This window comes from Enterocloster bolteae (assembly GCF_002234575.2).
Lineage (GTDB): Bacteria > Bacillota > Clostridia > Lachnospirales > Lachnospiraceae > Enterocloster > Enterocloster bolteae.
On record NZ_CP022464.2, the window covers coordinates 326,928 to 346,591 of the forward strand.

General features: G+C 46.6%; 18 protein-coding genes. 12 read left to right on the forward strand and 6 right to left on the reverse strand.

Annotated features, from left to right (window positions below; genetic code table 11):
* Position 1: 1 nt before the first annotated feature.
* The gene (locus tag CGC65_RS01650) at positions 2-1,066 is read right to left on the reverse strand and encodes an undecaprenyldiphospho-muramoylpentapeptide beta-N-acetylglucosaminyltransferase (RefSeq protein WP_002566358.1); all 1,065 of its coding nucleotides are present in this window, start codon (positions 1,064-1,066) and stop codon (positions 2-4) included.
* Positions 1,067-1,242: 176 nt separating this feature from the next.
* Between CGC65_RS01650 and CGC65_RS01655 the strand changes: the two genes are divergently transcribed.
* Both CGC65_RS01655 and CGC65_RS01660 read left to right on the forward strand, forming a co-directional pair.
* Positions 1,243-2,013, forward strand: coding sequence for a DUF4367 domain-containing protein (locus tag CGC65_RS01655; RefSeq protein ID WP_002566357.1), 771 nt, complete (start codon positions 1,243-1,245; stop codon positions 2,011-2,013).
* 20 nt (positions 2,014-2,033) lie between these two features.
* The gene (locus CGC65_RS01660; RefSeq protein WP_002566356.1) at positions 2,034-2,552 is read left to right on the forward strand and encodes a hypothetical protein; all 519 of its coding nucleotides are present in this window, start codon (positions 2,034-2,036) and stop codon (positions 2,550-2,552) included.
* A 133-nt stretch (positions 2,553-2,685) separates the two neighbouring features.
* Here CGC65_RS01660 and CGC65_RS01665 read toward each other — a convergent pair whose 3' ends face one another.
* Positions 2,686-2,928, reverse strand: coding sequence for a TIGR03905 family TSCPD domain-containing protein (locus tag CGC65_RS01665; RefSeq protein ID WP_002566355.1), 243 nt, complete (start codon positions 2,926-2,928; stop codon positions 2,686-2,688).
* Between the two features lie 144 nt (positions 2,929-3,072).
* On the opposite strand from CGC65_RS01665, the gene CGC65_RS01670 reads away from it, so the two are divergent.
* The 4 genes from CGC65_RS01670 (at position 3,073) to CGC65_RS01685 (ending at position 7,661) form a co-directional block, all read left to right on the forward strand.
* Positions 3,073-3,765 carry a 5'-methylthioadenosine/adenosylhomocysteine nucleosidase gene (locus tag CGC65_RS01670; RefSeq protein ID WP_002566354.1) on the forward strand — a complete coding sequence of 231 codons (693 nt, stop codon included), beginning with the start codon at positions 3,073-3,075 and terminating at the stop codon, positions 3,763-3,765.
* 232 nt (positions 3,766-3,997) lie between these two features.
* Entirely contained in the window at positions 3,998-5,170 is a 1,173-nt protein-coding gene (locus tag CGC65_RS01675; protein WP_002566353.1) for a PLD nuclease N-terminal domain-containing protein, read from the forward strand.
* 236 nt (positions 5,171-5,406) lie between these two features.
* Complete coding sequence (locus CGC65_RS01680; protein WP_002566352.1) at positions 5,407-6,156, forward strand: hypothetical protein; 750 nt, start codon at positions 5,407-5,409, stop codon at positions 6,154-6,156.
* A gap of 155 nt (positions 6,157-6,311) precedes the next feature.
* On the forward strand, positions 6,312-7,661 hold the full coding sequence (locus CGC65_RS01685; RefSeq protein WP_002566351.1) for a glucose-6-phosphate isomerase: 1,350 nt from the start codon (positions 6,312-6,314) through the stop codon (positions 7,659-7,661).
* A gap of 197 nt (positions 7,662-7,858) precedes the next feature.
* On the opposite strand, the gene CGC65_RS01690 is transcribed toward CGC65_RS01685, so the two are convergent.
* The 3 genes from CGC65_RS01690 to CGC65_RS01700 form a co-directional block, all read right to left on the reverse strand.
* The gene (locus CGC65_RS01690) at positions 7,859-9,229 is read right to left on the reverse strand and encodes an MATE family efflux transporter (RefSeq protein ID WP_002566350.1); all 1,371 of its coding nucleotides are present in this window, start codon (positions 9,227-9,229) and stop codon (positions 7,859-7,861) included.
* Between the two features lie 116 nt (positions 9,230-9,345).
* Positions 9,346-10,173: a MerR family transcriptional regulator gene (locus CGC65_RS01695; RefSeq protein ID WP_002566349.1), complete on the reverse strand. Its 828-nt coding sequence runs from the start codon at positions 10,171-10,173 to the stop codon at positions 9,346-9,348.
* A 52-nt stretch (positions 10,174-10,225) separates the two neighbouring features.
* Positions 10,226-12,145, reverse strand: a complete 1,920-nt coding sequence (locus tag CGC65_RS01700) for a sigma 54-interacting transcriptional regulator (RefSeq protein ID WP_002566348.1) — start codon at positions 12,143-12,145, stop codon at positions 10,226-10,228.
* Between the two features lie 242 nt (positions 12,146-12,387).
* Between CGC65_RS01700 and CGC65_RS01705 the strand changes: the two genes are divergently transcribed.
* The 6 genes from CGC65_RS01705 to CGC65_RS01730 all read left to right on the forward strand — a co-directional run bounded on the left by CGC65_RS01705 (position 12,388) and on the right by CGC65_RS01730 (position 19,332).
* Entirely contained in the window at positions 12,388-13,995 is a 1,608-nt protein-coding gene (locus CGC65_RS01705) for a glutathione ABC transporter substrate-binding protein (protein WP_002566347.1), read from the forward strand.
* A gap of 108 nt (positions 13,996-14,103) precedes the next feature.
* Complete coding sequence (locus CGC65_RS01710) at positions 14,104-15,024, forward strand: ABC transporter permease (protein WP_007035986.1); 921 nt, start codon at positions 14,104-14,106, stop codon at positions 15,022-15,024.
* 14 nt (positions 15,025-15,038) lie between these two features.
* The gene (locus tag CGC65_RS01715; RefSeq protein WP_002566345.1) at positions 15,039-15,953 is read left to right on the forward strand and encodes an ABC transporter permease; all 915 of its coding nucleotides are present in this window, start codon (positions 15,039-15,041) and stop codon (positions 15,951-15,953) included.
* Positions 15,954-15,983: 30 nt separating this feature from the next.
* Positions 15,984-17,342: a M20/M25/M40 family metallo-hydrolase gene (locus tag CGC65_RS01720; protein ID WP_002566344.1), complete on the forward strand. Its 1,359-nt coding sequence runs from the start codon at positions 15,984-15,986 to the stop codon at positions 17,340-17,342.
* A 62-nt stretch (positions 17,343-17,404) separates the two neighbouring features.
* A complete protein-coding gene (locus CGC65_RS01725; protein ID WP_002566343.1) occupies positions 17,405-18,385 on the forward strand; it encodes an ABC transporter ATP-binding protein in 981 nt (326 codons plus the stop codon).
* Positions 18,382-19,332 carry an ABC transporter ATP-binding protein gene (locus CGC65_RS01730; protein WP_002566342.1) on the forward strand — a complete coding sequence of 317 codons (951 nt, stop codon included), beginning with the start codon at positions 18,382-18,384 and terminating at the stop codon, positions 19,330-19,332. Before CGC65_RS01725 ends, CGC65_RS01730 begins: the two co-directional genes overlap by 4 nt.
* Before the next feature lie 25 nt (positions 19,333-19,357).
* On the opposite strand, the gene CGC65_RS01735 is transcribed toward CGC65_RS01730, so the two are convergent.
* The gene (locus tag CGC65_RS01735) at positions 19,358-19,624 is read right to left on the reverse strand and encodes a hypothetical protein (protein WP_002566341.1); all 267 of its coding nucleotides are present in this window, start codon (positions 19,622-19,624) and stop codon (positions 19,358-19,360) included.
* Positions 19,625-19,664: the final 40 nt, after the last annotated feature.

Genomic DNA, 19,664 nt, shown 5'->3' on the forward strand with positions numbered 1-19,664 from the left:
GTTATTTTACACATGATTCAATGAGAGATACAACTGTTTTAACAGCATTGTTCAGATTGCTCTGCTCCATGGCCTGTATATAGGAATTGCGGTTTAGGTATAAATCGTTAATGGCATCAAACAGGGAGTCATCAGACAATGCTTCTTCTTCCAGAACTTTGCTGAATCCTTGTTTTGCAAAGGAGTTAGCATTGAGAATCTGGTCTCCGCGGCTGGCCGCGGCTGACAGAGGAATAAGTAGGTTCGGTTTGCGCAGTGCCAGGAGCTCGCAGATAGAATTAGCCCCTGCCCTTGATATGACAAGGTCGGCTGCCGCAAAAAGATGCTTTAAGGGAGCGTCAACGTATTCATACTGTACATATCCGGCTGTTCCTATCAGGCTTTCGTCCAGATTGCCTTTGCCACAGATATGTATTACCTGATAGCTGGACAGAAGCCTGGGGAGGATATTACGGACCGCTGTATTTACGGCTACAGAGCCCAAACTTCCGCCTATGACAAGGAGTACAGGTCTGCCGGCAGACAGGTGGGCATACGAGAGCCCGGACAGCCGGTCACCCTGGAGTAGCTCTGCACGGATAGGGGAGCCTGTCAGTACAGCCTTGTCGGATGGAAGGTACTTAAGGGTCTCCGGGAAGTTACAGCAAACCTTAAGGGCGGAAGGAATGCAGATTTTATTGGCCAGGCCAGGCGTCATATCGGATTCGTGTATGATGACAGGGATTTTGTAGTGTTTGGCAGCAAGGACCACGGGAACTGCAACAAAACCGCCCTTAGAAAAGATTACATCCGGTTTATGGCGTTTTAAGAGCCGTCTGGCTTCCGCGTAACCCTTGACGACGCGGAATGGGTCGGAAAAATTCTTGATATCAAAGTATCTGCGCAGCTTGCCAGAGGATATGCCATCATAGGGAATGCCTGCAGTTTCAATCAGCTTGCGTTCCATGCCCTGGTATGAACCGATATAGCGGATTTCGTAACCAGCTTCCTTTAACGAAGGGAGCAGGGCCAGATTGGGGGTAACGTGTCCGGCAGTACCGCCGCCGGTTAAAATAATTTTTTTCATAAAAACCTCCTAAAGTATATGATATGCGGGGGAAACCGGCATTCATAAACGTCTACTATTATAGTAAGCATTAAACGCAAAAAGTCAACCCTAAAGGCAAAGGGAACTTTAGGAGATTTGGTAAACAGAGGTGTCACGTGGGAGATTATAAAAGAGATTCAGAACAGGACAATTCTATGGACTGCCCCATTTGGGGAACGGACGATATATCAGATGAAGAACTGTTAAAAGAATTAGAAGCAGTCAAGAATATGGCCGTCCCCCTTCCCATTCCATCTCCATCCCCAGATGAATTTGAGAAAATCTGGGCAAGGATACAGGAAGAAAGAGCTGAGTCAAAGAATGTACCGGAATCCGACCAACCGGAGCACCCCAAGGTTATCAAACCAAGGTTTGGATGGAAGCGGTTGGCTGCGATTGGTTTAATTGCCTGTCTTGTGGCAGGGAGTGGATGTATGGTGGCTATGGGGACGAAGTCGTATTTTTATCGGGAGAAGGAGTTGGGGGATGGACAACAAACAGTATTTGTTAATGATTTTTATAAAGGTGATGTGAATGGTGAGGAAGAGGCTTATAATCTTATAGAAAAAGAGTTGGGGATTCAGCCATTAAAGTTGGGATACATTCCATCCGATATGTACTTTTTAGATGTATATATAAAAGATGGGTATGCAAGGCTCTGCTTTACTTATAATGATGAGTTTGTTTATTTTATCCAATCTAAGTTTAATAAGAAGGTATCATATGATTATAAATCTGATAGAGAAGAAATCATATCAGTAAAAAATAAGTGGTTAAATAAGGATATTGATATAAAGATAGCAACATTAGAAGATGGTTCCTCTAGAAACGAAATATCTTTTGTTGATGATGGAAAATACTATCGTTTATGGGGACCGATTGAAATACAAGAATTTAAGGAAATTGTTGAGAGGTTGACATATTGACAAAAGAGGGAGAGTAAGTAATGAGAAGACTTTTTAAGGTGCTAATTAGTACAATTCTAGTAATGAATATGGTAGTTATGACGGCAATGGCAGCACCGTATAATCCTGATAAGTTTACATCAGTGAACATTGAGTCGGAGTTGTTAGCGCCACAAATAAGAAGTAGTAGAGTGACAGAATTACCAAAACCAAGGGGAGTCTTTTTTTCCGCTGCGGATTTAATAATATCTGATGAAGGAAATGGTGATGTTGGAGTTTTTGCAAAAGCATATATGGAGGTTCCGGTTGATGAAGCTTATATTACAGTATATTTGGATCAGTGGGATGAAGATGCGGAAAGATGGCGTCAAGTAACTTTTTATGATGCAGAATTTTATTTAAAGGATTACCCAAATGGAATTACCGAACCAGAAGTTAATATGATTTTTAAGAATCAGCCTAAGGGATATTATTATCGTCTTAGGGGGGTATTTGGAGCAGTCCTTGATGGACGTTTTGAAGGATTTAGCCCAACGACAGCAGGTATCTTAGTTAAATGATGGGGAGCTTGTAATAATTATATAAAGTTCTATATATTAAACCTATAAAATTGAGAGCTCTTTGTGACTAAGAAGTGATAAAATCTCTTAGTGACAGAGAGCTCGTTTTATACCATATAATTCTGTTTTTATATTACCGCCCCTTAAACTGCTTCAACGCCCGAGCCAACTGATCCGGACAAGACGTAGGTCTGGGACCGCACTGGATTCCGTCAAGTCTTCGGATGGCCTCATCTACGTCCATGCCCTCGATGAGCCGGGACAGGCCCTGGGTGTTGCCGGAGCAGCCGCCTACAAACTGGACATTGGTCAGTTTATTATCTTTTACTTCAAAGGATATCTCCCTGGAACAGACCCCTTGTGTTTTAAATCTCATGTGTAGTGCCTCCTGTGATAAATTCGTGTATATCCGATTATGCCTTATGCAAAAGATAATGTCAAGTGAGAACAAGCTTTGAACTTGAAAATCTGCGGGCTTCCTATATAATAGAAGAATAGTACAAGACAGAAGGAGGTAATTATGCTAGGAATTATTGGAGCCATGGACGAGGAAGTGGCTATGATTAAGGCGCAGTTAACGGATGTACAGGTGGAGACAAGAGCTGCCATGGACTTTTATAAAGGAAAGCTGGAGGGGAAAGAGGTAGTGGTGGTCCGTTCCGGAATCGGTAAGGTCAATGCAGCTATGTGTACCCAGATTCTGGCAGATATATATGGTGTAACAGGTGTGGTAAATACAGGAATAGCAGGTTCCCTGAAGGCAGAGATTGATATTGGGGACATTGTGCTTTCCAGCGATGCAGTTCAGCATGATATGGATGCAACCGGATTTGGCTATGAACCGGGACAGATACCCAGGGTGGAGACCCTGGCTTTTAAGGCAGATGAAGGTCTTATACATCTTGCAGAGGAATGTTGTTCCAAAGTCAATCCAGATATCCACACCTTCGTAGGACGAGTGGTAACTGGAGACCAGTTTATTTCTGACAAGGGCAAAAAGAAGTGGCTGACAGATACCTTTGGAGGGTACTGTACAGAAATGGAAGGGGCAGCCATTGCCCAGGCTTGCTACCTCAATTCCATCCCATTCCTCATTGTGAGGGCGATTTCTGATAAGGCAGATGACAGTGCCACAGTAGATTACCCTGCTTTTGAGGCTAAGGCCATTATTCACAGCGTTAATCTGCTTACTGAGATTGTACGCTCTATTTGATTCAGATAACTGTTGATTGATAGCCAGATTTATATTATTTGTATTCATGAATAACAGCTCTATAGATGGCATAGATGACATGTTTATAAATAGAATGTTTATAAATAGAACTCTTATAAATGGTACACTTACAAACAGCAGACTCATAAACAATACACGCATGACTCATTAATAATCGGACCTCTGGATGTGACAAGATTCAGAGGTCTGTTTTATAAGAGAGGGGGATGGTATGGAAAAGAAAAAGAAGTGGATGATATTTGGGGGAACGGCGGTTGTTGTTGTGGGAGTATTTCTTTGCATTGCAGCTTTTTTCCTATATAAAGGAGTGACTCTCTTTTTTGATAGGGAAATAGTTGCAGACCAGTATCTGGAACAGATGACGTCGGCAGCATCCCAGGGGGACAGAGATGCCATGCGTTCTCTGTATATGCCAGGAGCGGTACCGGAAGAACATATGGAAAGGCAAATACAGGAAAATGTGGATATATGGGGCAAAAGTCAGTTAGATTCTTTTAAAAAGAAGGGGTTAAATATCCGGACCAGTACTAAAAACGGTGTAAAAACTAAATCTGTGGAGTGCAGCTACGGAATAAAAACAGAGGATGGGCAGCGGTTTACGGCAATCCTTAATAGAATGGAATCGTCAGATGGAAACCAGGGAATCATCAGTTTTATCATTAGGGACAATGTATCCTTAGCTCCACAGGGAACGCTGCGCTCCATCAGTCATTGGAATGTATTTCAATGGGGATTGTTCCTGTTGTCACTTATCATGATTTTCTCTACCATTGCGACTGCCATCATATGTTACAGACAGAATCCGAGATATAAATGGGGATGGATTATATTGATATTAATAGCCTATCTGTCTATGGGTTTTTCCGCTATTCGTACACCAAACACGTGGGAATTTAAGGTCAACTGGTCGGCAGCTACAGTCCGGCTTAGCCGGTATGTTACATATGAGAATGGCAGCAGGGAGTTCCGGCTGTTCCTTCCGGCCGGTATGGCAGTGTACTGGATCATGAAAAAACGGCTGGACCGGGAATCTGTTCATAAGAAGTATGGAGACCGGGAAGCTGCCACAAAGAAGCATGGAAACTGGGAATCTGGCCAGGAGAAGCGTGGTAACCGGGAATCTGTTCATAGGAAGCATGAAAACCAGGAAACCGGCCCTGAGAATCGTGCAGACCAGGAAACCGGTCCTGAGAATCGTGCAGACCGGGAAAACGACCCGAAGAAGCGTGCAGACCGGGAAAACGGCCAGGAGAATCGCGCAGACCAGGAACCCGGCCCGAAGAAGCGTGCAGACCAGGAACCCGGCCCGGAGAAGCGTGCAGACCGGGAAACCCGCCAGGAACAGCGTCCGGATGCAGACAGAGGATCCTGGCGTATACCTTAACTGTCTAAAGCAAAATCTTACCTCTCAGAATCGTTTTTTAGGAGAATTTGGCGAACGATTCTAGGGACTCTCAACTTCCCAAATCAAAATCCGTTGCTATAATAGATTTTACCGGGAAACGCCTGACTGCAGGGGCGCTTCCCAAACCAGGCAGCGGCTGCAGCCAGCAGCCCGGGCCAAAAAATAATATTATATAGAAACGGGATGGATTCCGGGAAGAAAGGGGAGCTTTTACTATGATGAGCTTTTTACAAACAGGAAAGGCACTGTACGTGCTGGCAGCAATCTGCCTGGCTGGAGTATTTTCCAGGCTGATGGCAGGAAGCTTCTACAAACGATTAATAAAAGAAAGCACCAATATGGCATTGACTAAGAACAAATATCTGCGCGGATTGAAACAGAATGCAGAAGATACATATCGTATGAATCAGGGAATGAATAACACACGTGTATATCTGGAGCGCCAGATGTACAGCCTGCGGACCTTTGGAATGTCCGTAAAGGGACTGGACAACCTGTCGGGGCAGCTGACACTTCTCTGCTTCCTGGCAGGCGGCGGAGCAGCATTTCTCTCTTATTGGTTTAGAAGTGATAACTACTATATAGTATTGTACGGCACCACAGGCATCCTGGCCGGCATGTTTACCATGCTGGTGGATTACGGAGTCAACCTGGAATCCAGGAGACAGCAGCTCCTTACCTGCCTCCAGGACTATCTGGAAAATGTGATGTGGCCGCGAATGAACCGGGAAGGCACAGCGGAGCATGTGCCTGCCGTTACAGCCGAGGAGGACCGCAGAGAGCCGGCTAATCTGCGTTCCATAGGAAGAGACCGCCGTTCAAATAGTAATAACAGAAGGGGGCTGGAGCAGACTGCTGCCAGCAGGGAAAAGCAGGAAGAGAAGTCAAAGGATAACTGGCTTCAGGATTTAAATCCGGAACAAAAAAGAATGTTGGGGGAATTGCTGAAAGAATTTATTTCCTAAATATGCTGACTTCCAGGAATTTGTTACCAGGGTCAGAAAGAAATGGTATTATAAGGGAAATTATGATATAATTTAAGAGATAAGCGGCTTTACCGCAGCACTGACAGAATCATGGACGCATGGTCCATGGACATAAGAAAAGGAGAGCGCGAGTTATGGGAAAGGAAGTTATGTTTGATTATTCCAAGGCAGCAGGATTCGTTTCTGCGGAAGAGATGGCCAATTTTAAGACCACAGTCATGAGTGCAAAGGAGACCTTGCTGGAGAAGACTGGCGCCGGTAATGATTTTCTGGGATGGATCGATTTGCCGGTAGATTATGATAAGGCTGAATTTGCAAGGATTAAGAAGGCAGCGGAAAAGATTCAGAATGATTCTGACGTCCTGCTGGTGGTAGGTATTGGCGGCTCCTATCTGGGAGCAAGAGCAGCCATTGAATTTCTGTCGCACAGTTTTTATAACGTGCTGCCCAAGAGCGTTCGTAAGACACCTGAGATTTATTTTGTTGGAAACAGCATCAGCAGTAAATATATCCATGACTTAAAGCAGGTACTGGATGGCAAGGATTTCTCCGTCAACATCATTTCCAAGTCAGGCACTACCACAGAACCTGCAATTGCATTCCGTGTATTTAAGGAAATGCTCATTGAAAAATATGGCAAGGAAGAAGCCAACAAGCGCATCTACGCAACCACAGACAAGGCTAAAGGCGCCCTTAAGAACCTGGCAGACGAAGAGGGATATGAGGAATTCGTTGTGCCGGATGACGTGGGCGGTCGTTTCTCCGTATTGACGGCTGTAGGCCTTCTTCCGATTGCAGTAAGTGGAGCGGATATTGATAAGTTAATGGAGGGTGCTGCTTCAGGAAGGCAGAAAGCCTTAGATGCACCATATGAATCCAACGCAGCCCTTCAGTACGCGGCTGTGCGCAACATTCTGCACCGCAAGGGCAAGGCGGTTGAAATCGTAGCCAATTATGAGCCAAGCCTTCACTATGTGTCCGAGTGGTGGAAGCAGCTCTATGGCGAGAGCGAGGGTAAGGACCAGAGAGGCATTTTCCCGGCCGCAGTGGATCTGACCACAGATCTTCACTCCATGGGCCAGTTCATCCAGGACGGATCACGTATCATGTTTGAGACAGTTCTCAATGTTGAGGAATCTCCTGCTGAGATTCTTCTGAATAAAGAAGACGTGGATACCGACGGCATGAATTATCTGGCGGGAAAGAGTGTTGATTTTGTAAATAAAAGCGCCATGAATGGAACCATACTGGCCCATACCGATGGCAATGTACCTAACCTGATGGTTAAGATTCCGGAGCAGAACGAGTTCTATCTGGGAGAACTGTTCTACTTCTTCGAGTTCGCCTGCGGTGTCAGCGGATATATCCTGGGCGTGAATCCATTTAACCAGCCAGGTGTGGAGAGCTATAAGAAGAACATGTTCGCACTGTTAGGTAAGCCTGGATATGAGGCTCAGAGAGAGGAACTGCTTAAGAGGCTGTAATGACAGGGCGGGCCTGCGGGGGCTGGTCAGTCATACTATATAATCTTAGTCGGATGAAAGCTAAATAGAGATACGGCGCAGAGAAAAGGCCGTCCTGCTGATGGGGTAAGTCAGCAGGGCGGCTTTTCGATTGCCTAAAATATCCGGGACACCGGGTTTGGGCCGGTTTACATCAGACTCTGCGATGTGTAAGCTCCTTAGACTCTGCGGGGTGTAAGCTCCTTTTGGCGTTCTGTCCCATCCTGTTTTAACTGCCGTATCACAAAGAGAAGGGTATAAAAGGCCATGAAGCCTGACACAGCAGGCGCGATTAGTCCGATGACAAACAGATTGTCCGGGCAGTAGGTGTAGGCAAGCCATATGAGAGGCATTCTGAGGACCAGGGCGCCGAAGCAGCAGCTGACCATGGTAAATACTGTCTTGGAACGGCCGTTCATGAAGCCGTTGAGACAGAATACAAAGGATACAGCCAGATAATCAAAGCTGCAGGACTGGAAGAAGGGAATTCCCGCCTCGATGATTTCAGAATTGGTGTTAAAGAGACCAATCATGGTATGGGGAGACAGCTGGGCCCACAGGAAAAAGACAGAGGATGCCAATACCGCAAATCCAATGCCGGCTGCCAGGGACTGCCGTGCCCGTTCAGGCCTTCCCGCGCCATAGTTCTGGGCCGTGATAGCTGCCAGGGCGCTGGCAATGGAAGTGGCAGGGAGCATGGCAAACACGTCGTATTTGCTGGCAATACCCACTGCGGCGGCTGCGTTTACCCCCAGACGGTTGGTGACTGAGGTCAGATAGAGAAAGGACAGCCGAACCATGCATTCCTGGGAGGAAATGGGAATTCCCACCATTGCCAGCTCCTTCAGCCTGTCCCTGTCAATGCGCAGATTCTTAAGGGTAAAGGTGAATATGAACTTCTTCCTGTTAAGGTAGACAATGGAGCATATCATGCTGATGGACTGGGAGAGGACGGTTGCCAGGGCCGTGCCGGCTACTCCTAATTTCAGATACTTCACAAAGATAATATCGCCCGCAATGTTGAGCACACAGGACAGGGCCACAAAATACATGGGCCTGCGGGAATCGCCGTATCCCCGCAGTATGGCACTTATGGCATTGTAGCCGCAGATGAAGAATATGCCGCAGAAGCATATGGTTACATACTGTCTGGCCTCATCCATGGAGGCGGCCGGTGTCCTTAAGGCAGTCAGTATGGTGTCTCTGAAAATAAGCATTCCAATGGTCAGCACCAATGCCACAATTGCAAATACGGACAGGGTGGTCCCGATGGTGCGGCAGGTCCTTTCATCATCTTTCATGCCGGTGTATTTCCCCACCAGAATGGTGCCGCCCAGAGTCAGGCCGGATACCATGCTGGTGATGATTTGGGTTACCTGGGTTCCGGTGGACACTGCGGCCACACTCTCAGGCGTACAGTACCACCCGATGACCATAAGATCCACGGCTCCATAAAGGGCCTGTATGATATTGGCAATCAGGAATGGAACGGAGAAGGCCAGCAGTACGTGAAATACATTGCCCTCTGTCAGCAGATTGTGGTTTTTCATGATGAATATCTCCTCAATATAACATTTGTTAAAAATAAAAATAAACCCTCCAGTTACTGGAGGGTCAATAAGAAACGCTTATTTAATTTAAAAATATTTATTCCATTAAGAAATATTTATTCTTTCATGCATTTTAAGTATGGAATCTGTATTTCCGTCACATACCGGGATGTATCATTGGTAAAACCCGCATCAATCAGTGTGATTTCCACGGAATCCCCGCAGCAGGCATATCCCATCTGGTCCATATACTCCAAAAGCTGTATGTAGTACTGTGACGCTTCCTGGTGAGTGCCGGAAAAGCGCACGCTCACATAATCCCCGGCCTGAAGATATTGTTCCTCCCCCATAAAGTGGTCCTCCTTCTCAAGAAGTACGAATATACCTGAAAATGATTCAAATTTCCGGGCTTTCAGATTGGCGGCGGACAGGGAAACGCCTACTTTGCCCAGAAACATCACGGGTTCCAGGGTATTGGCTCGTTCCAGCTCGCGAAGTGAGAATTCCAGGTCCTCTCCCAGCCTGATATCCTTCCTCAGATACGCAATCTGTCTTTGGTCAAAATGAAGGGTCCTAATCTCACCGCATTGTGTATGAACCGCGTCCTCCAGAGCTTTGAGACGGTATTCCAGCTTCTGTTCAATCTGTGTCAGTTCGCTGATTTTTGCCTGGGTTTCGGCCTTCTGCTCTTTTAGAAGGTCAAGCATGATATCCACATCCCTGTTTTCAAAAAACAATGCGATCTTCTTTAGGGATACGCCCAGGGCCCGGAGATACTTGATGGTGTTCAGGCGTTCAAACTGGCGGGTGGAGTAATAGCGGTATCCGGTATCCGGGTCCGCTGTCTCGGGATGCAGGATACCGATTTCGTCGTAATACCGCAGGGTGCGTATGTTTATGCCGAACAGGTCGGCCATTTCTCCGATTGTGAAAAGATTTTTCACGACATACCTCCGCTTGTCAACAAAAATAATTTATGCTGCATTGGCGGCTGTCTCAGGGGCGCCGTATACCATGTTTTTTCATGCGCCTCCACAGTGTTGTTCGGTTGATTCCAAGTTTCTCAGCCGTCAGTGTCTGATTATAATTTGATTCTTCTAATATCCGAATCAGAAATTCCCGTTCCCCGTCCTGGTAGAACGGCGGAATAGGCATATCCGTGGACTGGAATTTCACGGGCAGTTCTTCGGGGTGCAGTGCCTCACGCATATCATCGGCGGTAATTTCCTCCTTATCCATGCATATAACAACCAGCCGTTCCGTGACATTTCTCAGTTCACGTATATTCCCTGGAAAGTGGTAGTCAGACAGCATCTGGATGGCAGCTGTGGCCACATGGGGGATGATTCTGCCCAATTGCCGGTAATATAGATTTAAATAATGGAGGAAAAGAATTTTGGTATCTCCGCATCGCCTGCGAAGCGGAGGCAGGAATAATTTCAATACGTTCAGGCGGTAAAGGAGATCCTGGCGGAATCGTCCCTGCTCCGTTATACGGCTTAGGCTGTGATTAGTGGCAGCGATGATGCGCACATCTACAGAGATTACCCGGTCCCCGCCTACCCTTCGGACCTCATGTTCCTGGAGTACGCGAAGCAGTTTTCCCTGAATGCTGAGGGGGATTTCGGAAATTTCATCCAGAAACAGAGTTCCTTTGTGGGCCAGCTCAAAGAGACCGGTTTTTCCGCCCTTGGCAGTGCCGGTAAACGCCCCCTCCACATATCCGAACAATTCACTTTCCAGCAGGTTTTCCGGCAGTGCAGCACAATTGACTGCCACAAAGGGACCGTTGCAGCGGGTACTGGCATTATGTATGCTTTGGGCAAACAGCTCTTTTCCGGTACCGGTTTCCCCTTCTATAAGGATATTTGAGGAGACAGATGCAAATTTTTTTGCTTTTTCGATTACATAATCTATCTCCGGACTTTCATGAATTATATCATTAAAGTGGTAATGGGCATTAAGCCCTTTATCGGTCATCTTCTTACGTATCTGAATCTCCACCTGCTGAATCTGTGTTACATCCTGGAAGGTCACCACGATACCAGTGATGCGGCTGTTAATGATAACCGGATGGATGGTGGCATTGATGGTGTAGTTCTTCCAGCGTATCAGTTGATTGGGAAGCTCTGTGCCAGTGCTTATGACAGTGGAAACCGGTTCTGAGAGGAATGGGAAGGCGGACTGCAGGGAAAGTCCCTGAAGCTTCTTTTTGGGTCCTGTGTACATCTTCAGGGCAGCGGGATTACAAATTTTTATGGTCTGCTGTATATCCACATACAGGACCCCGTCCATGGCTGTCTGGGTGATGGTTGTGAACATTGCAGAACGTTCACGCTCCATGCGGACCACATCCACGGTACGCACAGCCTCGTCCAACGCCCTGGTAATGGCCTCATTGCCCGTGCGTATGGTGACGGAGGGAAGTCTCCGCTGAGAACAGATTAAATTGACGGAATATCCTCCAATGAAGGCAGTATAACCATCAGCCACAGCCTGGTCTATTGCCCTGGTAATGCCGTCCGTGGATTCTGAATGGTAGCTTTTAATATCACAATTAACAAAATTGCCTAGCTCATCCGCCTCAGCCAGAGCCGTATAATTTCCAATAAATGCCACCTTCTTTGGTGAGTAAAGCGTGATACACTCATTGAGAGCCCGAATCAGATCATACGCCGTAATAGGAAGTTCTATGATGGGAAGTTCGGGGGTCATCTTTCGCAGGCCGCAGGCCGTGTAACCACGGGCTATGATGACATCGCTGTGGGCATTAAATGAAAATGTTTCGAGCTCGTCGGCTGTGCGCATCTCAATTCTCTTTCTCAGCCGCGCGCGGAGGGGGTGGTTTTGGAATATTTTGTTGACTTTCTCCTCTAATTCAGGGTAAGGGATAATAAAAATAATATTTATCAGCATAAAGTGCCTCCTGGATGATGCAATGCACGCAACGTTGCTTCAATACTACAACACTGTTGCGAAAAATACAAGAAAGATTTGAAAAATAATTCTACCCAATAAGTCATAATTTAATGGCAGCTTATAGCAATTTATAACAAATTGTGTAATTATAGATATGTTGGCATGTGATTTGCTAGTTATATAAGTATCCAAGAAAGGCCCTAACCGGCTCTGAAATAAAATACACAGGAGGAATGACAATGAAAAAAAGAACAGCAAAGGTTTTCGCAATGACAATCGCGTCCCTGTTTGTTTTGAGCGCATGCTCCGGGACAGCCAGTAACCAGACAAGTACAGGGGAGACAGCCGGTGCAGCCGGCACAACCGATACAACAGTCCCCTCGTCAACCGGCCAATCGTCGGGCGGCAATCATTTTACGTATGTTATAGGTACGGAGCCCCTTACCATGGATACCCATTTGATGAGTGATGCAAATACCGGCCGTGTTTCTGTTCAGATCCATGAGAATCTGGTGAAAAGAGATTTGGAAGGTAATTTCCAGCCAGTACTGGCAACGGAGTGGTCTCCCAACGAGGATGCCACAGAATGGACCTTTAAGTTAAGGGAGGGTGTTACATTTCACGATGGCGAACCTTTTAATGCAGAAGCAGTGAAATACAATATTGAGCGCCTTAAGGACCCTGCGACAGGCTCCCCCAAGTCATCCCTGGTGACCATGATTTCGGATTTTGATATTGTAAATGACTATGAAATTAAATTTATTCTGGACCAGCCCTGCGCTGTGATTCCGGCCATGGTCAGTACGTACAGCACAGGCATGATGAGTCCCAAAGCCTTGGAGGAGTATGGAAAGGATTACAGCACTCATGCAGCAGGTACCGGCCCTCTCAAATTAAAGGAATGGATTCCGGGAACATCCATGTCCTTAGAGAAAAACGAAAGCTATTGGGGGAAGGCGGCAACGGCAGAAACCATTGACATTAAAATTATTGCAGAGGATTCAGCCAGGGCAATGATGCTTAAGACCGGTGATGCAGATGTTGCAGCTAATATTCCAAGTGTTTTAGTAGACGAGCTTCAAAGTGATCCGAATGTTGAGATTGAGATGGTTCCAGGCTACCGCACTATTTATCTGGGGCTGAATTTCCAGGATGAGAAGCTTGCAAATCTGAAGGTCCGCGAGGCAATTGACTATGCAATTGACCGTGACGCCATCATCAATGGTATTTTAGGGGGATATGTGACATACCCGTCTACAGGAGTTATTTCCTCTTCGATTCAGAATGCAAAACAGGGAATTGGCGACGATTATAAATACGATCCTGAGAAAGCAAAGCAGTTATTGGCAGAGGCCGGTTATCCGGATGGATTTACCACAAAAATAAATACACCTGAAGGAAGATATGCAATGGACCGCCAGGTTGCGGAAGCTATCCAGGCCATGCTGTCACAGGTGGGAATCACAGCAGAGGTCAACGTTCTGGACTGGGGCGCATATACAGAGGCAGCTGCTGCCGGAGATACGGAAATCTTCCTTTTGGGAAAGGGATGCGCAACCGGAGATCTGGCCCAGGATCTTATGTACAATTACAGGACAGGTGAGCTTCAGAACTATACCTTCTACTCCAATCCTGAATACGACAAGGTATGTGAAGAGCAGCAGCGCACAGCAGACGAAAATGCACGTAAGGAACTGCTGTATAAGATGCAGGATATCATCCATGAGGACAGGGCATCCATCATACTGTATTATGAGAATCAGACATTCGGAACAAGAGCAGATGTATCTGGTCTGGTAATTTATCCAAATGAGACAATTGAACTGGCATATCTGGCCAGAAAGTAAAGGGATAAAAACGTGATATAAAAATGTAATCTGAAAACGTAATAAAAAATGGTTTCCTCCCCCGGATGCATTCGGGGGAGGAAGGTTAAGAAAGGAACAGGGCGGTCAATGGCAAAATATATTTTTAAAAGAATGTTGTCTTTGATTCCAGTGGTTATTGTAGTCTCCCTATTAGTATTTCTCATGGTACATATGATGCCCGGCGATCCGGCCCGGCTGATAGCAGGTGAGCAGGCTACAACAGAGGACGTGGAGCGAATTCGGGTAGCGTACGGATATGATAAGCCTCTGTACGTGCAATATTTTAAATATGTTGGGGGTATCCTTCAGGGGAATTTCGGCACATCTACAAGAACTGGCCGGCCTGTGGCGGAAGAACTGGCAGTACGTTATCCCAATACTCTTTTATTGGCAGCCACATCTACCATTGTGGCAATCATAGGCGGCGTGGGGATTGGACTGCTGTCAGCGGTGAAACGGTTTTCCATATGGGATAATCTATGCATGTTTCTGGCCCTCATAGGCCTTTCCACGCCGGCATTTTATCTGGGTCTGATGCTTATGCTGGTTGTCTGTGTCAAGCTTCAATGGCTTCCCATTACACCCCAATCCACTGCTTTGAGTCTGATCCTTCCCACTGTTACGCTTTCATCCAGAAGCCTGGCGACCATTGCCCGTATGACACGGTCCAGCACCCTGGAAATATTAGGGCAGGATTACATCCAGACCGCCAGGGCGCAGGGATTCAGCAAACGAAAAGTCATATTCGGATGTGCATTAAAGAATGCCATGAACGCCATTGTGACGGTCGCCGGACTACAGTTTGGCCTTTTAATTGGTGGTGCAGTTATTACAGAGAAGGTATTTGGATGGCCGGGTCTGGGGGATTTAATCGTGACATCAATAAAGGCAAGGGATTTTCAGGTGGTACAATCAGCCATACTGGTAATTGCCGCATCGTTTGTGGTTGTTAATCTGATTGTAGACCTTTTGTATGCAGTCATCAATCCAAGAATCAAATTGTCCTGATGGGAGGGAGACGAATGCCGGATAAGACAGAGAATTTAGAAGCGGGAGGCGCTTTACAGGCAGATATCAAGATTTCCAAATCATATCAGATCAAGCGCTTCTGGCATAATTTTAAAAAGAGAAAAATCGCTGTTCTGGGCCTGGTGATTGTACTGCTATATGTGGCTATAGCAATTGCGGCACCGTGGATTGCCCCATATGACCCGGAAGAGGCTAACTTCAGTATTATGCTGAAAGCTCCGGGCACCATAGAAGGGCATTTGCTTGGAACGGATGAGCTGGGACGCGACATCCTGAGCAGACTGGTATATGGGGCCAGGATTTCAATTGGAATTGGCGTTACGGTAGTTATAGCAGCATTTTTTATAGGAGTGCCCCTGGGAATCGTATCGGGCTACTATGGGGGGAAGATGGATTTCATGTTGATGCGTATTATGGATGTCCTGATGGCATTTCCGCAGCTGCTTTTGTGTATTTTGTTTGTGGCGGTACTGGGAGCAAATCTGACCAATGCGGTTATGGCCGTGTCAATCTATACAGTGCCGAATTTTGCCCGTATGGCACGAAGTGAAACACTGGCCATTAAGAATGGTGAGTATATTGAGGCGGCGAAAGCCTTGGGAGCCAATAATTTCCGTATCATAGTGTCACATATCCTGCCAAACATCATGTCGCCTTTAATTGTTCTGGCTACTTTGAATTTCGGAAATGCAGTTTTGACTACGTCAGGGATGGGTTTTTTGGGAATCGGTGCCCAGCCTCCCACACCGGAATGGGGTGCAATGCTGTCCAGCGGACGTCAATATCTGTTGGTGGCCCCTCATGTGACCAGTATCATTGGTTTGGCAATTCTTTTCCTGGTATTGGGACTCAACCTGTTTGGTGACGGCTTAAGGGATATTTTAGATCCCAAGCTTAAGAGTGATTGATAAAACAAACGTTTAATGAGAGGCGATGGAATGAAAGAGATATTCGAGTACATAGAGCAGCATCATGATGCATATTTAGAGGAATTATTTACATTTTTAAGGTGTAAAAGCATCAGTACCCGGGATGAAGGGGTGAAGGAATGTGCAGAGCTTCTTGCCGGAATCATGGAGAAAAGCAAAATCAAGGCATCCATTTATCCCACGGACAGGCATCCAATTGTATACGGGGAACGTATAGAAGACGAAACCCTTCCCACCATGCTGGTATACGGCCATTATGATGTGCAGCCGCCGGAACCCTTAGGGGAATGGGAGAGCGAACCATTTGAACCAACCATACGGGACGGGAAAATATTCTGCAGAGGAGTATCGGATGATAAGTCCCAGCTATTCACTCATATCAAAGCTGCACAGGCATGGGCGGAAGTAAAGGGAAGGCTTCCTGTCAATATAAAATACCTTTTTGAAGGAGAGGAAGAAATCGGAAGCCCGGATTTGCTTCCGTTTGTAGAAAGCCATAAAGAGCTGTTAAAATGTGATGTATGTTTTTATTCGGACAGCCATTATCATGAGAGCGGGAGGCCCCAGATTAATCTGGGTGTAAAAGGACTGTGTTATGTGGAGATTACATTAAGGGAAGCCGAGACAGACCTGCATTCCATGATGGCCACCTGTATACAGAATCCTGCCTGGAGGATGGTTAAGCTTCTGAATACGATGCGGGATGCAGAGGGCAATATTACCATTGATGGGTTTTACGATGATGTACGGCCGCTGAACCAGCTGGAGATAGACGCAGTATCAAAAATCCCTTCAGACAACGAAGTTTTAAAGAAGCAATATGGTGTAGACCATTTTATAAAGGGAAGAAAGTCAGATAATTTCTACTATAACCTTATATTCGAACCTACCTGTAATATTGCGGGTATATCCTCAGGCTTTACCGGCAATGGCTCCAAGACCGTGCTGCCGAGGGAGGCGGTGGTGAAGATTGATATGCGTCTTGTTCCGGGACAGACTCCGGACAAGATATACGAGACATTGCGCCGTCATCTGGACAACCATGGGTTTGAGGATGCCCAGCTTAAACATTATGGTATGGTTACTCCGTCCAGGACACCAGTGGACCACCCATATGTGGAAGTGGCAGCCCAGGCACTGCGCGAGGGGTTCCATGAAGAACCTGTCATTTTCCCGGGAATCGGAGGCGTTGCACCTGACTTTGTGTTCACCGGACATCTTGGCGTACCCAGTATTGTGATTCCTTATGCTGCTGCAGATCAGAAGAACCATGCGCCTAATGAAAGTATGGTGCTGGACGGATTTTTTAAAGGAATCCGCACATCGGCAGCATTGCCATATTATCTGGCAAAAAAGACACAGGCTTGAGCCTGAAAGATTTGTGCGGTTGACCTGTGATTGTCAGGGAGCCGCTGAAAGGGGAGAAGGATATGAGCGAAAACCTGCTTGAGATAAAAGATTTAAGCATTGAATTCCGCACATATGACGGAGTGGTGAAGGCAATCAACCATATGTCGTTTGATGTGCCCAAGGGAAAGACCGTGGGGCTTGTGGGGGAAACTGGGGCAGGTAAGACGACCACGGCCCTGTCTGTCATGGGTCTTGTACCAAACCCGCCTGGTGTCATCACATCTGGTTCCATCCTGTTTGAGGGCACGGATCTGTTGAAGCTGAATGAGTCGGCCATGTGCCAGTACCGCGGAAAGAAAATAGGAATGATATTCCAGAATCCCATGACATCCTTAAATCCGGTTTATACAGTGGGGCATCAAATCAGCGATGTCATCAAACAGCATCAGAATGTTGACCAGAAGGAGGCATGGAAGAGGGCCGGTGATATGCTGGAAATCGTGGGTATTCCAAGAGAGCGCCTCACAAACTATCCTCACGAGTTTTCAGGAGGTATGAAGCAAAGGGTATGTATCGCTATGGGGTTGTCCTGTAATCCTCAGCTGCTGATTGCGGATGAGCCCACAACTGCTTTGGATGTGACCATTCAGGCCCAGATTCTGGAATTAATGAAGGGCTTGAAGGAGAAATATAAGACTTCCACAATATTCATAACCCACGCACTGGGGGTTGTGGCGGAGATTGCAGATTATGTGGTAGTGGTCTATGCAGGGTGCGTTATTGAGAAGGGGACGATACAGGAGGTTTTTGAACAGCCGTCCCATCCATATACACAGGGCCTGTTTGGATGTCTTCCGGATATTGAGTCAGAGGAGTCCGCGATGCTTCACGTAATCAGGGGTTCTATGCCGGACCCCATGGATTTGCCCGCAGGATGCAAATTTTGTCCGAGATGTGACAAGGCCATGGATATATGCAGGACAACAGATCCAAAGGACATGTCCATAGGCGGGGAGCACACTGTAAAATGTCATTTATACGGAAAGGAAGAACTGGTATGAGTGATACGATTTTAGAGGTTCACAACTTGAAGAAGTATTTTAAGGTGCCGGCAGGTACGCTCCATGCAGTGGATAATGTGAGTTTCCATATAGATAAGGGGGAGACGTTAGGGCTTGTTGGGGAGAGCGGATGCGGGAAGTCAACGGTAGGAAGGGTGATCCTGCGCCTGATTCCCCATACAGATGGTCAGGTCATTTATCAGGGAGAGGATATACTTTCCTATGATAACAGGAAGATGCAGAGTTTGAGAAAGAAAATGCAGATCATATTTCAGGATCCGTATTCCTGCCTGGATCCCAGAAAGACCATTGGTCAGATCATAGCGGAGCCGCTGCGCATACATAAGACATATCCGTCAGGGGAGATTAATGACAGGGTATTGGATTTAATGGCCAAGGGCGGTGTGAGCAGAAAACTGTTTAACAGCTATCCCCATGAATTAGATGGGGGAAGACGCCAGCGGGTGGGAATCATAAGGGCGCTGGCCCTGAATCCGGAGTTTATCATATGTGATGAACCGGTGTCATCCCTGGATGTATCCATACAGGCCCAGATACTTAACCTGCTCCAGGAGCTTCAGAGCACAATGGGGTTAACCTATCTGTTTATATCCCATGACCTGAGCGTGGTGCGCCATATCAGCAACCGGATACTTGTAATGTATCTGGGCCAGATGGTGGAAATATGTGATTCCAGGGAACTTTTTAGGAATCCCGTGCATCCGTATACAAAGGCACTGCTGTCTGCTGTTCCCATTGCCAAGTATGGATATAAAAGGGAGCGGATTCTATTGGAGGGAGATGTACCCAGCCCAATCAATCCCAAGCCCGGCTGCAAATTTGCAAACCGCTGCCTGATGGCTCAGGACATATGCAGGCGTCAGGAGCCTCCGGTATATACGGTGTCGCCTGGCCATCAGGTGTGCTGTCACATGGCGGAACACTAGAACCAGAGAAATGTTAGGAGATACGTTACTCCTCAATTACCTGTATTTCCAAAAAATCAAAATCAATGGATTCTATGAAATTATCCTGGGTAAAACGGACCTTGTCGTGAAGCTGGAATTCTTTAACAGAAGAATCCAGCCAGATTGGTTTCCCCAGATCAAACTCATAGCAGATGGAATCCAAAGAATCAAAGACCATCTGTGTCCTGGACAAAGAGTAGTCAGATATGCATGCTACCGTGTCCCTGACCAGATGGTTGTCTTTCATAATCTTTCCCCACATTCTGAACATAGCGTTTCTCCTTTGGCGAGTCTGTTGCATCGGTTTTATG